Raw genomic sequence first — 15,862 nt, 5'->3', positions numbered from 1 at the left:
CCGTGCCGCGCTGGCGGACCGTCCGTACGGAGCTCTGCCGAACGGCGTACGCGGCACGGGTACGCTGCGGTCTGCCAACCCCCGACACACAGACGAGAGGCAGTGCGCCCGTGACCTCTTCCGCCCCGGCCGTCCGGGCCCGTCGCCGGACCGCTTTCGCCGTGGTGCTCTGCGCGGGGCTGACCGTCGCGCTCACGGCCTGCGCCGGAGAGGACCCGGACAAGGGGACCAACGGCGTCGGCAAGCTGACGGCAGAACAGATCGACAAGAAGACGCGGGCCGCCGCCGATGCCGCGGACGCGGTGCGGCTGACGGGCAAACTGGTCAGCAAGGGCGGGACGTACACCCTGAACATGCAGCTCAGCGGCGAGGGCGGCACCGGGTCGGTCACCTCGAAGCAGAACACCTTCGAGCTGCTGCGCATCGGCGACGAACTCTTCCTCAAGGCCGACGCGGGCTTCTGGAAGCACGAGCAGGGGGACGACGGCAGCGAGCAGGCGGCCGACAAGCTCGAAGGCAAGTACGTCAAGGTCCCCGAGGACGATCCGACCTACCAGCAGCTGCGCGGTTTCACGGAGAAGGACACGCTCCTCGACGGGATGCTCGCCCTGCACGGGAAGGTCAACAAGGGCGACCGGGGCACGGTCGGCGGAGTGCGTACCGTGCAGATCATGGGCGGAAAGGGTGAGGGTGGTGCGCTGGAGATCTCCCTCAAGGGCACGCCGTACCCGCTGCGTGTCGCCCGGGGCGGGGGCGGCGGGACCGTCACCCTCGCGGACTGGGGCCATGCCTTCGAGCTGGAGGCACCGGCCGAGAACGAGACCGTCGACTACGGCGGCGAGCTCCCCAGGTCCTCCGGCTGACGGCAGGCCGGCTTCCCACTCCCCGCGGCGGGCGCCGTCAGCGCCTGCCGCGGCGCCTCAGCAGCAGCCGCGGGAGCGCGGCGGGTGCCGTGCGCCGCGTGGTCGCCCCGGTGGGCAGCGGTGCGACCGCCAGGGAGCCGTCGGGAAGGTCGGTGCTCGACGCGCCGGGCGTCAGCCGCAGGACCCGGCAGTCACGGGCCCAGCGGTCCGTCAGCTGTTCGGCGTCCGGGGCGTTGAGCCGCTTGCCCTTGAGCTCGCCGACCGCGGTCTCCCACTCCTCCGAACGCGGCTCCAGCACGGTGACGGCGGCGGTCCAGGCCACGAGCCTGCCGCCCTTGTCCTTGCTGCGCACGGTCACCTCGGCGGCGGCGCCCGCGTCCAGCCCGGCGGGGAGCGGCTGCTCGCCGGGGCCGTCCCCCACGAGCAGGGCCGCACCCTCGTGCCACACGTGCCACAGCGCCCGGGCGGGGCCGGTGCCCCGCACCCAGATCAGGCCGGACTTCTTGGTGGCCTCCTCGACGAGAGCCCGGGCAAGCAACACGTCAGCAGCAGTCATGCCCGAACTCTATTAGAGCCAGCCGTTGCGCTTCAGGGTGCGGTGGATGGAGAAGCAGACGACACCGATGAGGGCCAGCACCATCGGATAGCCGTACGTCCAACGGAGTTCGGGCATGTGCTTGAAGTTCATGCCGTAGACCCCGCAGATCATCGTCGGGACGGCGATGATCGCCGCCCAGGAGGTGATCTTGCGCATGTCCTCGTTCTGCGTGACGGTCGCCTGCGCCAGATTGGCCTGGAGGATCGAGTTGAGCAGTTCGTCGAAGCCGATGACCTCCTCGTGCACCCGGGCGAGGTGGTCGGCCACGTCGCGGAAGTACTTCTGGATGTCGGGGTCGATCAGCCGCATGGGCCGTTCGCTCAGCAGCTGCATCGGCCGCAGCAGCGGCGACACCGCGCGCTTGAACTCCAGGACCTCGCGCTTCAGCTGGTAGATGCGGCCCGCGTCCGAACCGCGCGTACCGCCCTTCGCCGGGGTGGAGAACACGTCGATCTCCACCTCGTCGATGTCGTCCTGGACCGAGGCCGCCACCGCGATGTAGCCGTCGACGACGTGGTCCGCGATGGAGTGCAGCACCGCGGACGGCCCCTTGGCGAGCAGCTCCGGGTCCTCCTGGAGACGGTGGCGCAGGGCACGCAGCGATCCCTTCCCGCCGTGCCGGACGGTGATCACGAAGTCCCGGCCGGTGAAGCACATCACCTCACCGGTCTCGACGACCTCGCTGGTCGCGGTCAGTTCGGCGTGCTCGACGTAGTGGATCGTCTTGAAGACGGTGAACAGCGTGTCGTCGTACCGCTCGAGCTTGGGCCGCTGATGGGCGTGGACGGCGTCCTCCACCGCGAGCGGGTGGAGGCCGAACTCCCTTGCGATACCGGCGAACTCCTCCTCGGTCGGCTCGTGCAGGCCGATCCAGGCGAAGCCGCCTTCCTCCCGCACGCGCAGCATCGCCTCGCGCGGCGTCAGGCAGGAGACCTCGGTGACCCGGCGTCCGTCACGGTAGACGGCGCAGTCGACGACGGCGCTGGAGGCGGACGGGTCACGGGTCGCGTCGTAGCTGTTGTACGGGGTGTTGCTCTTGCGCAGGGACGGGCGCACGGCGGCGCGCAGGTCACGGATCATCGACATGGCTGGCTCCTCTTCACGGAGGGCCGTCGGCGGGCACGTGGAACAGCCCGGAATGGGGACGTGCGCTCACGTCCGCAAAGCGGGCGGCACCGCGCGGGCACGATGACGGCGTTCGCTACAGACAGGCAAAAACGAGGGGCTCTTCCGGTGCGCGAACTGCCGTGGTGACGTCCGGGAAGGGCGTCAGATCACAGAAGGAAGGCGTCGTGCGGAAGGGCGGTTGGTACTGCACGGTCGACTTGGATCCACCGCGGCCCCACCTCCTCCGGCCGGTCCCCCGTAGGGGATCACGTGTTGTCAGGACTGAGAGCGACGCTTCTGCGTGCTGTCCCGACCGACGCCTCAGGCTATCAGCCGGGTGAGGAGCCAATTCCTTCCTTTGCCCGTTCCGTACGCGTTCTATGCTCGCGGCATGGGAGAAATTCTTGATCTGGTCGAAGCCCGGCTCCGTACGGCGCTGGGGGAGCCGGACGCGCGCGCGGACGTGACCTTCCTCGGCACGGACCGCATCGAGGTGCTCCGCTTCATCGACGGCGACATCGTGCGCTATGCCACGCTCGGCATGTCCGCCCAGCCGATGGCCGACCCGACCTCGCCGCTCGCCGACCCCGTCAAGGGCCCGCGCGCCGAACTGGTCCTGTCCGTACGGCTGGGGCTCGCCGACACCGACCAGGTGCTGCGGCCCCTCGCCGTCCTCGCGGCCTCCCCGCAGGTCGAGGGCCTGATCGTGGCTCCCGGGGCGTCGCTGGACCTCGGGCAGCCGCTCTGGACGGGGGCCCCCTTCAGCTCCGTCCTGGTCGCCGAACCGGGCGGGCTCGTCGAGGACCTGGAACTGGACGCGCCCATGGACCCGGTGTGCTTCCTCCCCCTGCTTCCCATGACCCGCAACGAGGCGGCCTGGAAGCGGGTCAGGGGCGCGCAGGAACTCCAGGAGCGCTGGCTCGCGCAGGGCACGGACCTGCGCGACCCGCTGCGCGCGTCCGTACCGCTGGACTGACGCACGCGCGGGGCGGGGGAGGGCCGGAGGCGGCCCGTTCAGTCGGCGAGGACGGTGACGCCGTCCTCCGTGGCGTGGCGCGGCACCAGTTCCTCCGCCTCGTGGGTCAGCGCCGCGCGCCGCACCCACACCACCACCGCGCCGGCGAGCGCGGCGGCCGCGGCGACCACGAACGGGGTGTGGATGTCGCTCCACCCCTCGATCCTCGGCGCGAGGTAGGGCGCCGCCGCCGCGGCGAACCAGCGGACGAAGTTGTACCCGGCGCTCGCCACCGGGCGCGGCGCGTCCGACACACCGAGGGCCAGTTCGGTGTAGACGGTGTTGTTCATCCCGATGAAGGCGCCCGAGACGACGGTGCAGACGACGGCCGTCGTGTGGTCGCCGTAGCCGAGGACCACCAGGTCCGCGGCGAGCAGCACCAGGGAACCGCCGACCACCCTCAGCGAGCCGAAGCGCCGCTGCAGGCGCGGTGCGACCAGTACCGAGAAGACGGCGAGCAGCAGGCCCCAGGCGAAGAAGACCGCCCCCGAGCGGTACGGCGACATGTCCAGCACGAACGGCGTGAAGGCCAGGATCGTGAAGAACGCGTAGTTGTAGAAGAACGCCGACGTGGCGACCGAGGCCAGCCCGCCGTGGCCGAGCGCCCTGACCGGGTCGAGGAGCGAGGTCTTCCGGGCGGGCTTCGGCTGCTCCTTCAGGAACGCCGTGATGCAGAGGAACCCGATCGCCATCAGGGCGGCGGTGCCGAAGAAGGGGTAGCGCCAGCTGGCGTCACCGAGCAGGGCGCCGACCAGGGGCCCGCACGCCATGCCGAGGCCGAGCGCCGACTCGTACAGCAGGATCGCCGCCGCGCTCCCGCCGGCGGCGGCGCCGACGATCACGGCGAGGGCGGTCGACACGAACAGGGCGTTGCCCAGCCCCCAGCCCGCCCGGAAGCCGACCAGTTCCGCGACCGACGAGGAGGCGCCGGACAGGGCGGCGAAGACGACGACCAGGGCGAGACCGGCGAGCAGGGTCCTGCGTCCGCCGATGCGGCTGGAGACGAAGCCGGTCACGAGCATCGCGACCGCGGTGATCAGGAAGTACGAGGTGAACAGCAGGGACACCTGGCTGGGTGTGGCCTCGAGCCCCTCGGCGATGGACGGCAGGATCGGGTCCACCAGCCCGATCCCCATGAAGGCCACGACCGAGGCGCCCGCCGTGGCCCAGACCGCCTTCGGCTGACGCAGGATGCTGGTCGCCCCCTCGTCGAACGGATCCTCTCCCCGCATGGGTTCTCTCGCTCTCCACTAGATCGTTGCGTTATGCACAGAATAAGTTAGAGGGTCTAATAAGTGCAAGATGCATGTACCTGGTGCGGGCCGACACCGCGCCGTGGACGGGTGATCGTCCTTGACGGGGCGACGGGCGAAGAGGACCGTTGGGCGTTATGAGGGGCGAACCCAGTTGCCCGAAGTGCGGTGGCCGGGTCAGGGCGCCCGGCCTTTTCGCCGATGCCTGGCAGTGCTCCGCACACGGCCAGGTGCATCCGATGCAGCCGGTGGTCCCACCCAGCGTCGAGGCGCTGGGTGTCGTGGTGCACCGGGCCCGGGTGCCGGTGTGGATGCCCTGGCCGCTCCCGGTGGGCTGGCTGTTCACGGGCGCGGCGTACGCGGGCGACGACCGCAGCGGTGGCCGCGCCACCGTCGTCGCGTGCTCCGGTCCCGGACCGCTCGGAGGGATGGCCGAACTGCTGCTCGTCGCCGAGGAGCTGGGGGTCGGGCTCGGCGCACGGTACGCCGGCCTCGACGGCCCCGATCCCGGAACGGGCATGCGTGTCGACGAGGCACCGGACGCCAAGGTCCTCGCGGCGGGACGCCCCACCGCGCTCTGGCACGTCAAGGACGCGCCCGCCGACCGGGCCGTCTTCGCGGGCGAGGCGCGCGGGCTGTGGCTGTGGGCGGTCGTCTGGCCCGAGCAGTCCGGTCTCCTGATGTACGACGAACTGGTGCTGACCGACCTGCGCGACGCCGGCGGCGAGGTCGACCTCCTGCCGTGCGGAGCGCTCACCCCCCGGCTGATCACGCCGCCCTGACCTGGGATGCGCCGCGGGGGCGGAGGGCCGGAAGGGTGACTCCCGGCGGTTATCCTTGAGCGTCCCCTGTCCGTCCGCCAGCACTGGAGTACGCGTCGTGCGCATCGATCTGCACACCCACTCCACCGCTTCCGACGGCACGGACACCCCCGCCGAGCTGGTGGCCAACGCCGCCGCGGCGGGCCTCGACGTCGTCGCCCTGACCGACCACGACACGGTCGGCGGACACGCGGAGGCCGCGGCCGCCCTCCCCGAAGGCCTCACCCTCGTCACGGGCGCCGAGCTCTCCTGCCAGGTCGACGGCGTCAGCCTGCACATGCTGGCCTACCTCTTCGACCCGGCCGAGCCCGAACTGGCCCGGGAGCGCGAACTCGTCCGGGACGACCGGGTGCCCCGTGCGCAGGCCATGGTGCGCATGCTCCAGGAGCTGGGCGTCCCGGTCACCTGGGAGCAGGTCGCCCGGATCGCCGGGGACGGGTCCGTCGGCCGCCCGCACGTCGCGACCGCGCTGGTGGAGCTGGGGGTCGTCGACACGGTCTCCGACGCCTTCACCTCGGCCTGGCTGGGCAACGGCGGACGCGCGTACGCCGGCAAGCACGAACTCGACCCCTTCGACGCGGTCCGGCTGGTCAAGGCCGCGGGCGGCGTCACCGTCTTCGCCCACCCGCTCGCCGTCAAGCGGGGGGCCGTGGTCCCCGAAGCCGTGATCGCGGGGCTCGCCGAGGCGGGGCTGGACGGCATCGAGGTCGACCACATGGACCACGACGCGTCCACGAGGGCCCGGCTCCGAGGGCTCGCCGCCGATCTGGGGCTGCTGCCCACCGGGTCCAGCGACTACCACGGCAGCCGCAAGACCGTCCGCCTCGGGGAGTACACCACCGACCCCGAGATCTACGGCGAGATCACCCGGCGCGCCACGGGGGCGTTCCCCGTGCCGGGCGCCGGCGGACCGCTCCCCGTGTGACGGGCCTCGCGTAACGCTCCCCGCCTCTTCCCTGTCTCTGCCCCCCGTCGTCCCTCCGTCACGTCACCGTGCCCCCGGGCACCCCGTGGTGTGCCGGCGCGCATCCTCCTGTTCGGCCCCTCTTCTCCCGCAAGGCTCACCGTGTTCGACATCGCTGTCTTCGGATCCCTTTTTCTCACCCTTTTTGTGATTATGGATCCGCCCGGAATCACCCCGATCTTCCTGGCCCTCACCGCGGGCCGCCCCGCCAAGGTGCAGCGCAGGATGGCCCTGCAGGCCGTCGCCGTCGCCTTCGGCGTCATCGCCGTGTTCGGTCTGCTCGGCCAGCAGATCCTGGACTACCTGCACGTGTCCGTGCCCGCGCTGATGATCGCGGGTGGCCTTCTGCTGCTGCTCATCGCGCTGGACCTGCTGACCGGCAAGACCGATGAGCCGACCCAGACCAAGGACGTCAACGTGGCGCTCGTGCCGCTCGGCATGCCGCTGCTCGCCGGCCCCGGCGCGATCGTCTCGGTGATCCTGGCGGTGCAGAACGCCGACGGCACCTCCGGCCAGATCTCGGTCTGGGCGGCGATCGTCGCCATGCACCTCGTGCTCTGGGTGACCATGCGGTACTCGCTGCTGATCATCCGCGTGATCAAGGACGGCGGCGTGGTCCTGGTGACCCGGCTCGCCGGGATGATGCTCTCGGCCATCGCGGTGCAGCAGATCATCAACGGCGTCACCCAGGTCATCCAGAACTCCTGAGGCCCCGGGGTCCGGACACCACAGCGCCCCCGCACGGACCATCCGCGCGGGGGCGCCTCGTCTTCAGCTCGTCATCCGCTCGACATCAGCGACACGAAGCGATGCAAGGTGTTACGAAGCCGACGTGTCGGCCGGCCGGATGTAGATGCGCTGGCCCATGGCCGCGGCCTGCTGCACGATCCGGTTGACGGAGGCGGCGTCCACGACGGTGCTGTCCACGGCGGTACCGTCGACGTCGTCGAGTCGCATGATCTCGAAGCGCATATGGCTTCCCTTCGTCTGATCCTCCTGCTGGAGAACTACTGGGAGGACGGTCTGACCGTCCGCAAGGATGGGAGCGCGAGACGGCTGCGCCTCGCGCTCCACAGGGGGTACAACGGCTTGCCCGGCGCAAACATTCCCTACGCTAAGGAAATTTTTTGGATGTCTAAGTACCCGTTGGTAATCAGCCATGCGCGGACAATGAGGTCCGCATGAGTCACGCGGACGCGGGGCCGGACGAAGCCTCCGGAATCCGCGAGCAGCTGGACCGCACCAACGAGCTGCTCCTGCGGGTGCTCGCCGAGGTGTCGAAGACCCCCTCCACCCACGCGATCTTCGTGGACGCGGGCTACGTCTACGCGGCGGCCGGGCTGCTCGTCACCGGCACGGAGGACCGCCGCTCCTTCGACCTGGACGCCGAAGGGCTGATCGAGGCCTTCATCGACAAGGCCCGCACGATCTTCGCCGACAGCCGGCTGCTGCGCGTGTACTGGTACGACGGGGCCAGGCGCCGGATCCACACCGTCGAGCAGCAGTCCATCGCCGAACTCCCCGACGTCAAGGTCAGGCTGGGCAACCTCAACGCCAACAACCAGCAGAAGGGCGTCGACTCACTCATCCGCACCGACCTGGAGTCGCTCGCCCGGCACCGCGCCATCAGCGACGCCGCACTCGTCGGCGGCGACGAGGACCTCGTCTCCGCGGTCGAGGCCGCACAGGGGTACGGCGCCCGCGTACACCTCTGGGGCATCGAGGCGGGAGAGGGCCGCAACCAGGCCGAGCCGCTGCTGTGGGAGGTCGACAGCCAGCGCACCTTCGACCTCGACTTCTGCCGCCCGTACGTGACCAGGCGCTCCGTCACGATGTACGAGGACGACAGCCCCGCACCCGCCCGCGAGGACGTCCGCTTCGTCGGTGCGCAGATCGCGGCCGGCTGGCTCTCCTCGCGCGGCAGGGAGGCCCTCGCCGACCTGCTGCCCGGGCACCCGTATCTTCCCGGCTCCGTCGACCAGGACCTGCTCGTCGAGGCCGAACGCCTCCTCCAGCACTCGCTGCGCGGTCACGCCCATCTGCGCCGGGCGCTGCGCGACGGCTTCTGGCAGCACCTGCAGGCCCAGTACTGACGGTGGGGCCGGCTCGCGCGGGTGAGCGTCAGAGGCCGTTCCAGAAGGCGGCCAGGGCCGCCGCGGTCTCCACCGGCCGTGCCGTGTTCGGGGAGTGCTCGGCGCCCTCGATCACGGTGCGCCGCGCCCCCAGGCGCCGTGCCATGTCGTCCAGCAGCGGCACCGGCCAGACGTCGTCACGCTCGCCCGAGATCACGTGTACCGGCAGGGGCAGCCCGGCCAGCTCGGCCACCCGGTCCGGCTCGGTGGACAACTGGGCTCCTGTGGCGATCAGTTGGGCCGGGTCGTGGCGCATCCAGCGGTGCCGCAGGTCCTCGCCGTCGCCCGTGTCCGCGTCCTCGGGCGGGTCCATCGCGCGCATCATCCGCCACACCTCGGCCATGGTCCAGCGGCCGAGCGCGTCGCTGAGCAGCCGCGCCTTCTTCTGCTGGGCGGGGTCGATCTCGGCGGGACCGGACGACATCAGGGTCAGCGAGCGGAAGGGCGTGGCGTCGTGCAGCACGGCCGCGCGGGCGATCTGGCCCCCCAGGGAATGCCCGAGCAGATGGATGCCGCCGGGCGGTGCGACACCGTCGACCGCGGCGGCCTGCGCCAGCACGTCCCGGGCCAACTCCGCCTGTGCGTAGTCCTCCTGGCGTACCGCCCCGGCGGTCTCGTACTGCCCCCGGCCGTCGACGGACAGCACGCGGAAGCCGGCGTCGGCGAGGGGTTCGAGCAGCGCGACGAAGTCCTCCTTGCTGCCGGTGTATCCGGGCAGCAGGAGGGCGGTGGAGTGACCGCCGTCGGCCGGTGCCGCGTCCAGCACGGCGAAGTCCCCGCGCTCGGTACGCAGAACCCGGGCACGGGCGCAGGGGGGCGGGGTGAAGGTGGGCGGCCGGCTCATGGGGCCGAGCGTATCCCCAGGGGACCCGGCGTGCCCGTCCGGGCAGACGTACGGCCCCGGCCCCCGCAGCGCGGGAACCGGGGCCGTACGTAGGTGCACGCGGCCGGGGATCAGCCTTCGGTGGTCTCGGCGGCGGCAGCCGCGCGGGAACGGCGCCTGCGCGGCTTCGCCGGAGCCGCCTCGCCGTCCGACGTCAGGGTCACCGCGGCGGTCTCCGTCTTCTCCGCGGCCGCACGCGGCCGGCGACGGCGCGGCTTGGTCTCCGCCGCGTCCTCGGCGGTGGCCGGGGCGGCGACCGCCTCGGCCTTCGGCTTCGCCGCCGCACGGGTGCGGCGCGCCTTGGTCTGCGGCGCGGGCTCGGAGGCCGGGGCGATCTGGAAGTCGACCTCGTCGGCCGGCTTCACCACACGGGTACGGCGGCGCGGCTTGGTGGCCACGGGCTCCGCGGCCTGCGCGGCGACGGCCACGGTCTGGAAGTCCACCACGGGCTCGGCGGCCGGGGTCTGCGCGACGGCCGGCTTCGTGGCCGCCGGTCGCGTACGCCGACGGCGCGGCTTCGCCTCCGCGGCGGGCTCCGCCTCCGCGGCGGGCTCCGCCTCCGCCACGGGGGCGGGCGCGGGCTCGGCGGCCGGGGTCTCCACCACGGTCACCGCGGCCTCCGCCACGGCCTCGGGCGCGGCGGCGCGGGTGCGACGACGGCGGCGCGGGGTGCGCGTCTCCGGTGCGTCCTCGCCGGTCGCCCCGTCGGCGGGAGCGGGCACGGCGACGGCGCTCTCGTCGAGGGAGCTGCCGCCGCGGGTGCGACGACGCTGGCGGGGCGTGCGGGGAGCGCGCTCCTCGCGGGGGGCCGGCGCGGACGGGGTCGACCTGCGGCCTCGGCCACCGGTCTCGCCGAGGTCCTCGATCTCCTCGGCCCGCAGACCCGCCCGGGTCCGCTCCGCACGCGGCAGCACACCCTTGGTGCCGGCCGGGATGCCCAGCTCCTCGTACAGGTGGGGGGACGTGGAGTACGTCTCCGGCGGGTCGGGGAACTTCAGGTCCAGCACCTTGTTGATCAGCTGCCAGCGCGGGATGTCGTCCCAGTCGACCAGCGTGATCGCGGTGCCCTTGGCGCCCGCGCGGCCGGTGCGGCCGATGCGGTGGAGGTAGGTCTTCTCGTCCTCCGGCGACTGGTAGTTGATGACGTGCGTCACACCCTCGACGTCGATGCCGCGCGCGGCGACGTCGGTGCAGACGAGGACGTCCACCTTGCCGTTGCGGAAGGCGCGCAGCGCCTGCTCACGGGCGCCTTGGCCCAGGTCGCCGTGGACCGCGCCGGACGCGAAACCGCGCTTCTCCAGCTGCTCCGCGATGTCGGCGGCCGTCCGCTTGGTGCGGCAGAAGATCATCGCGAGTCCGCGGCCCTCGGCCTGCAGGATGCGGGAGACCATCTCGGGCTTGTCCATCGAGTGGGCGCGGTAGACGAACTGCGCCGTGTTCTTGACGGTCGTGCCCTCGTCGTCGGGCGAGGTGGCGTTGATGTGCGTGGGCTGCGACATGTACCGGCGCGCCAGGCTGATGACCGCGCCGGGCATGGTGGCCGAGAACAGCATGGTCTGGCGCTTCGGCGGCAGCATGGTGATGATGCGCTCGACGTCGGGCAGGAAGCCCAGGTCGAGCATCTCGTCGGCCTCGTCCAGGACGAGGACACGGATGTGCGAGAGGTCGAGCTTGCGCTGGCCCGCCAGGTCGAGCAGCCGGCCCGGGGTGCCGACGACCACGTCGACGCCCTTCTTGAGGGCCTCGACCTGGGGCTCGTACGCCCGGCCGCCGTAGATCGCGAGGACGCGGACGTTGCGCGCCTTGCCGGCGGTCAGCAGGTCGTTGGTGACCTGCTGGCACAGCTCACGGGTGGGGACGACGATGAGGGCCTGCGGCGCGTCGGTCAGCTTCTCGGGCGCGGCCCGGCCGGCCTCGACGTCGGCGGGGACGGTCACCCGATCGAGGAGCGGGAGACCGAAGCCGAGCGTCTTGCCGGTGCCGGTCTTGGCCTGGCCGATGACGTCGGATCCGGAGAGCGCGACGGGGAGCGTCATCTCCTGGATGGGGAAGGGGGACGTGATGCCGACCGCCTCGAGGGCTTCGGCCGTCTCGGTGAGGATTCCGAGGTCGCGGAACGTAGTCAGGGTGCTGCCTCTTCTGTGAGACGCGGCCCGAAGGCGAACGCGGGGGTCGTACCGTGCCGGGGTTGGTCATCCGGCCGTTATGGGCCGGGTGGCGCGGGACCACTGCCGTCGCTCGAGCGTTCGTGCCGCTGAGGGGGCCCCTCATCTGCGGTCGTACGTGGTGTACGCCCCGCGTGGAGGGCTGTCGGGTCGGAGCCGATCGGGCCACCGACCGGGCATCCTCATTCAAGGTCGCGCTGATGGCACAAGAAATGCTCAGCAAGCGCAATACCACTGTACCCCGGATTCGCGCATACGTGTTGGGCGAATTCATCGGAACGGTGTGATGTGTCCCGGTGGCCGGGCCCTTACGCCATCGGCGGGTCCGGCTATTCTGCGCTTCATGGAGACGTCTGACAACGCCACTGAAGCACCGGACGAAGCACCCGTACCGACCGGAATCGCCGCCCAGGACTGGGCCACCGCGTCCGCCGAACCGCAGTACCGCGCCGCGGTCGTGGATCTGCTCGGCGCGCTCGCCTACGGGGAACTCGCGGCCTTCGAGCGGCTCGCGGAGGACGCCAAACTCGCGCCGACACTCGGCGACAAGGCGGCGCTGGCGAAGATGGCATCCGCCGAATTCCACCATTTCGAGCAGATCACCGACCGGCTCACGGCCGTCGAGGAAGCTCCGACGAAGGCCATGGAGCCGTTCGCCAAGCCACTGGACGACTTCCACCGCCAGACGGCCCCCTCGGACTGGCTGGAGGGCCTGGTCAAGGCGTACGTCGGCGACTCGATCGCCAGTGACTTCTACCGGGAGATCGCCGCGCGCCTCGACTCCGACACCCGCTCCCTCGTCATCTCCGTGCTCGACGACACGGGCCACGGCAACTTCGCCGTGGAGAAGGTGCGGGCGGCCATCGAGGCGGATCCCAGGGTCGGCGGCCGGCTCGCCCTGTGGGCGCGCAGGCTGATGGGCGAGGCGCTCTCGCAGGCCCAGCGGGTGGTGGCGGACCGCGACGCCCTCTCCACGATGCTCGTGGGCGGTGTGGCGGACGGGTTCGACCTGGCCGAGGTCGGCAGGATGTTCTCCCGCATCACCGAGGCCCACACCAAGCGGATGGCCGCCCTCGGGCTCGCCGCCTGACGGCTCCCGCCGGTCAGCGCCTTCCGGCGGCGCCTACTGGGCCGCCGCCGATCGCACCGGCCGGCTGCCGCGCGGACGGATCAGCAGCGACAGGGTCACCGCCCCGACCAGCACGGCACCCGTGGGCGTCGCCAGGACGTGTCCGGAGCCGAGTGTCGAGTGCGTCAGGTAGGCGCCGAACAGGGCACCCAGCGCACCCGTGACGAAGACCACGCGGGAGGACGGAAGGCGGCCGGGCAGGTAGTGGAGCGCGGCCCAGGACAGGGCGAGCCCGAGCACGACGGAGCTGACGGATTCCCAGAGCACAGAGGGTCACCTCGCTTTGATGGCGTGGCGGTCGGTCGGTCCTAGGCCGTCCTACCCGTGGCCCGCGGAATACAACCCTCCTCCGCTCGCGTGAACCCCATCGTGTGCAGAACGGGAGCGGATCCGGGCCGGAAGAGGTGGAGGCCCGGCGGAATCGTCCGCCGGGCCTCCACCTCCGCTGCTCCGTCGCGCGGGTTACAGCGCGCCGAATCCGACCCGCCGGGCGCTGGGCTCGCCGATCTCCACGTAGGCGATCCGGTCGGCCGGCACCAGGACCTTGCGGCCCTTGTCGTCCGTGAGGCTGAGCAGCTGCGCCTTGCCGTTGAGCGCCTCGCTGACGGCGCTCTCGACCTCTTCGGCGGAAAGTCCGCTCTCCAGAACGATCTCGCGGGGCGTGTGCTGCACCCCGATCTTGACCTCCACGGCTATGTCCCTCCGACGGTCCGTCTCTGCGCGGTGAACCGCGCCGTACGCAGCACACATTAGCCCGGTGAAGGGGCCGACCACGGGTCGACCGGCAACGCCCGCAGCGAACACCCGCCGCGGTTCACGCCCGGCTCAGTGCTGATCGGTGCCGTGCAGCGGGAACCCGGCGATACCGCGCCAGGCGAGTGACGTCAGCAGGTGCACCGCGGACTCGCGCGGGATGCCGGACGGGCTGGACAGCCAGTAACGCGCCACGACCTGGGAGACGCCGCCGAGGCCGACCGCGAGCAGCATCGATTCGTCCTTGGACAGGCCCGTGTCGCCGGCGATGACGTCGGAGATCGCCTCGGCGCACTGCAGCGAGACCCGGTCGACCCGCTCGCGGACCGCCGGCTCGTTGGTCAGGTCGGACTCGAAGACCAGACGGAAGGCGCCGCCCTCGTCCTCCACGTAGGCGAAGTAGGCGTCCATCGTCGCCTCGACGCGCAGCTTGTTGTCCGTGGTCGAGGCGAGCGCCGTGCGGACGGCCTGGAGCAGAGACTCGCAGTGCTGGTCGAGCAGGGCGAGGTAGAGCTCCAGCTTGCCGGGGAAGTGCTGGTAGAGAACGGGCTTGCTGACTCCCGCGCGCTCCGCGATGTCGTCCATCGCCGCGGCGTGGTAGCCCTGGGCGACGAAGACCTCCTGTGCGGCGCCCAGCAGCTGATTGCGTCGGGCACGGCGGGGCAGCCGGGTGCCCCGCGGGCGCGCCGCCTCTGTCTGCTCGATGGCTGTCACGCCGCCTCCCAAAATCGTGTTCGAACACAGTCGCACCGTGCACGCTGTGCCGTGGGGCCATCGTACTTTTGAGTAACCCGGGTGCGCGCGGCGCGGACGCAGAATTTCACGGACCGGGCGGCTGCGGAAGCCGCAGATACCTCGGCCCATGCCGCAAAGCGGTGCGTTCTACCGGTAATCGTCCTCATCCTGTGCGACGACGCGGGCCTGCTCGGCCGCGTCGGCCTCGTTCGCGGTATCGCGGTCGATGCCGGTGAGCGGTTCGTCCCGCTCAGGCCGGACCGCGGCCTGCTGTTCGGCGCTGTCCTCTTCCGGTGCCTCGGGGTCCGGTGCGTCCGGCTGCGGATCCTCGAAGGTGTCCGGGTCGCTCGGGTCGACCGTCATGGTGGCTCCCTTCCCTCTCCTGGCAGCCTAGGAGCAACCCTCCGGAGGCGCTATGCGGCCTGTGACCGCGAACACATGAACCACCGCGTGATCATCTCGTAACATTGCCGCATGTCTTCGACCGAGCTGCCCGGAATCCAGGCCGCCGCTGCCGCGGTGGCGCCCACGGTCAGTGCCGTCCGGGTCGCCGAGGGGGAGGAGCTGCGGTCCGTCACGCTGCCCGGTCTCACCCTGACCGTCCGTTCCCGCCCCGCGGGGGTCGCGGCGCCGGCGCCCGCACTCTTCGTGCACGGCCTCGGCGGCTCCTCCCAGAACTGGTCGGCGCTGATGCCGCTGCTGGCGGACACGCTCGACGGCGAGGCGGTCGATCTGCCCGGCTTCGGGGACTCCCCGCCGCCGGACGACGGCAACTACTCCGTCACCGGACACGCCCGGGCGGTGATCCGGCTGCTGGACGCCGGCGGGCGCGGCCCCGTCCACCTTTTCGGTAACTCCCTGGGCGGCGCAGTCGCCACCCGGGTCGCGGCCGGCCGGCCCGATCTGGTCCGTACGCTGACGCTGATCTCCCCGGCCCTGCCCGAGATCCGGGTCCAGCGGCCCGCCGTTCCGACGGCCCTGCTCGCACTCCCGGGCGTCGCTTCCCTGTTCGTCCGGCTCACACGTGAGTGGACCGCGGAGCAGCGCACCCGTGGAGCCATGGCACTCTGTTACGGCGATCCGGCACGAATCTCCGACGAGGCCTTCCGTCACGCGGTGGCCGAGATGGAGCGACGACTGGAACTGCCGTACTTCTGGGACGCCATGACACGCTCGGCGCGAGGCATCGTCGATGCCTACACGCTAGGAGGACAGCACGGGCTGTGGCGCCAGGCCGAGCGGGTGCTCGCACCGACGCTGCTCGTGTACGGCGGAAAGGACCAGCTCGTCTCGTACCGGATGGCACGCAGGGCGTCCGCGGCCTTCCGCGACTCGCGCCTGCTGACACTGCCCGACGCCGGGCACGTGGCGATGATGGAGTACCCGGAGGCGGTCGCCCAGGCGTTCCGGGACCTGCTCGACGAACGTGGCGGGAGCTGATCCG

Annotated in this window: 18 protein-coding genes; 8 read left to right on the top strand and 10 right to left on the bottom strand. The window is 71.5% G+C overall.

The features are described from left to right. Positions 1-110: 110 nt before the first annotated feature. Positions 111-863 carry a hypothetical protein gene (locus IA22_RS0113205; RefSeq protein ID WP_030123703.1) on the top strand — a complete coding sequence of 251 codons (753 nt, stop codon included), beginning with the start codon at positions 111-113 and terminating at the stop codon, positions 861-863. Between the two features lie 37 nt (positions 864-900). Here IA22_RS0113205 and IA22_RS0113200 read toward each other — a convergent pair whose 3' ends face one another. Beyond that, complete coding sequence (locus tag IA22_RS0113200) at positions 901-1,419, bottom strand: hypothetical protein (protein ID WP_030123702.1); 519 nt, start codon at positions 1,417-1,419, stop codon at positions 901-903. Positions 1,420-1,431: 12 nt separating this feature from the next. After that, positions 1,432-2,547: a magnesium and cobalt transport protein CorA gene (locus tag IA22_RS0113195; protein WP_030123701.1), complete on the bottom strand. Its 1,116-nt coding sequence runs from the start codon at positions 2,545-2,547 to the stop codon at positions 1,432-1,434. 412 nt (positions 2,548-2,959) lie between these two features. Here IA22_RS0113195 and IA22_RS0113190 point away from each other — a divergent pair, with 412 nt between their 5' ends. After that, positions 2,960-3,544: a suppressor of fused domain protein gene (locus IA22_RS0113190; RefSeq protein ID WP_030123700.1), complete on the top strand. Its 585-nt coding sequence runs from the start codon at positions 2,960-2,962 to the stop codon at positions 3,542-3,544. A 38-nt stretch (positions 3,545-3,582) separates the two neighbouring features. On the opposite strand, the gene IA22_RS0113185 is transcribed toward IA22_RS0113190, so the two are convergent. After that, positions 3,583-4,815 (bottom strand): MFS transporter, encoded by a 1,233-nt coding sequence (locus IA22_RS0113185; protein ID WP_030123699.1) that lies wholly within the window; start codon positions 4,813-4,815, stop codon positions 3,583-3,585. Positions 4,816-4,973: 158 nt separating this feature from the next. On the opposite strand from IA22_RS0113185, the gene IA22_RS0113180 reads away from it, so the two are divergent. The 3 genes from IA22_RS0113180 (at position 4,974) to IA22_RS0113170 (ending at position 7,329) form a co-directional block, all read left to right on the top strand. Next, the gene (locus IA22_RS0113180; protein WP_014154226.1) at positions 4,974-5,618 is read left to right on the top strand and encodes a DUF6758 family protein; all 645 of its coding nucleotides are present in this window, start codon (positions 4,974-4,976) and stop codon (positions 5,616-5,618) included. A 97-nt stretch (positions 5,619-5,715) separates the two neighbouring features. Then, a complete protein-coding gene (locus IA22_RS0113175; RefSeq protein WP_014154225.1) occupies positions 5,716-6,582 on the top strand; it encodes a PHP domain-containing protein in 867 nt (288 codons plus the stop codon). 141 nt (positions 6,583-6,723) lie between these two features. After that, positions 6,724-7,329, top strand: a complete 606-nt coding sequence (locus tag IA22_RS0113170; RefSeq protein ID WP_014154224.1) for a MarC family protein — start codon at positions 6,724-6,726, stop codon at positions 7,327-7,329. Positions 7,330-7,440: 111 nt separating this feature from the next. On the opposite strand, the gene IA22_RS37115 is transcribed toward IA22_RS0113170, so the two are convergent. Continuing rightward, on the bottom strand, positions 7,441-7,593 hold the full coding sequence (locus IA22_RS37115; RefSeq protein ID WP_014154223.1) for a hypothetical protein: 153 nt from the start codon (positions 7,591-7,593) through the stop codon (positions 7,441-7,443). A gap of 209 nt (positions 7,594-7,802) precedes the next feature. Between IA22_RS37115 and IA22_RS0113155 the strand changes: the two genes are divergently transcribed. After that, positions 7,803-8,714 carry an NYN domain-containing protein gene (locus tag IA22_RS0113155; RefSeq protein ID WP_014154221.1) on the top strand — a complete coding sequence of 304 codons (912 nt, stop codon included), beginning with the start codon at positions 7,803-7,805 and terminating at the stop codon, positions 8,712-8,714. A 28-nt stretch (positions 8,715-8,742) separates the two neighbouring features. On the opposite strand, the gene IA22_RS0113150 is transcribed toward IA22_RS0113155, so the two are convergent. Then, complete coding sequence (locus IA22_RS0113150) at positions 8,743-9,597, bottom strand: alpha/beta fold hydrolase (protein WP_014154220.1); 855 nt, start codon at positions 9,595-9,597, stop codon at positions 8,743-8,745. 110 nt (positions 9,598-9,707) lie between these two features. Further along, positions 9,708-11,672 (bottom strand): DEAD/DEAH box helicase, encoded by a 1,965-nt coding sequence (locus IA22_RS0113145; protein ID WP_030123697.1) that lies wholly within the window; start codon positions 11,670-11,672, stop codon positions 9,708-9,710. A 472-nt stretch (positions 11,673-12,144) separates the two neighbouring features. Between IA22_RS0113145 and IA22_RS0113140 the strand changes: the two genes are divergently transcribed. Further along, positions 12,145-12,891, top strand: a complete 747-nt coding sequence (locus IA22_RS0113140) for a ferritin-like fold-containing protein (RefSeq protein ID WP_014154219.1) — start codon at positions 12,145-12,147, stop codon at positions 12,889-12,891. Positions 12,892-12,924: 33 nt separating this feature from the next. On the opposite strand, the gene IA22_RS0113135 is transcribed toward IA22_RS0113140, so the two are convergent. The 4 genes from IA22_RS0113135 to IA22_RS0113120 all read right to left on the bottom strand — a co-directional run bounded on the left by IA22_RS0113135 (position 12,925) and on the right by IA22_RS0113120 (position 14,781). Next, a complete protein-coding gene (locus IA22_RS0113135) occupies positions 12,925-13,197 on the bottom strand; it encodes a hypothetical protein (protein WP_014154218.1) in 273 nt (90 codons plus the stop codon). Between the two features lie 195 nt (positions 13,198-13,392). Further along, positions 13,393-13,620, bottom strand: coding sequence for a DUF3107 domain-containing protein (locus tag IA22_RS0113130; RefSeq protein ID WP_014154217.1), 228 nt, complete (start codon positions 13,618-13,620; stop codon positions 13,393-13,395). A 135-nt stretch (positions 13,621-13,755) separates the two neighbouring features. Continuing rightward, positions 13,756-14,397, bottom strand: a complete 642-nt coding sequence (locus IA22_RS0113125) for a TetR/AcrR family transcriptional regulator (RefSeq protein WP_014154216.1) — start codon at positions 14,395-14,397, stop codon at positions 13,756-13,758. Positions 14,398-14,565: 168 nt separating this feature from the next. Continuing rightward, entirely contained in the window at positions 14,566-14,781 is a 216-nt protein-coding gene (locus tag IA22_RS0113120) for a hypothetical protein (RefSeq protein ID WP_015578636.1), read from the bottom strand. Between the two features lie 111 nt (positions 14,782-14,892). Here IA22_RS0113120 and IA22_RS0113115 point away from each other — a divergent pair, with 111 nt between their 5' ends. After that, a complete protein-coding gene (locus IA22_RS0113115) occupies positions 14,893-15,858 on the top strand; it encodes an alpha/beta fold hydrolase (protein ID WP_015578637.1) in 966 nt (321 codons plus the stop codon). Positions 15,859-15,862 lie beyond the last annotated feature (4 nt).

It is taken from the genome of Kitasatospora papulosa, from assembly GCF_000717245.1.
Lineage (GTDB): Bacteria > Actinomycetota > Actinomycetes > Streptomycetales > Streptomycetaceae > Streptomyces > Streptomyces papulosus.
Note: the sequence above shows the minus strand (reverse complement) of the source record. Positions and strands in the feature narration are given on the sequence as shown.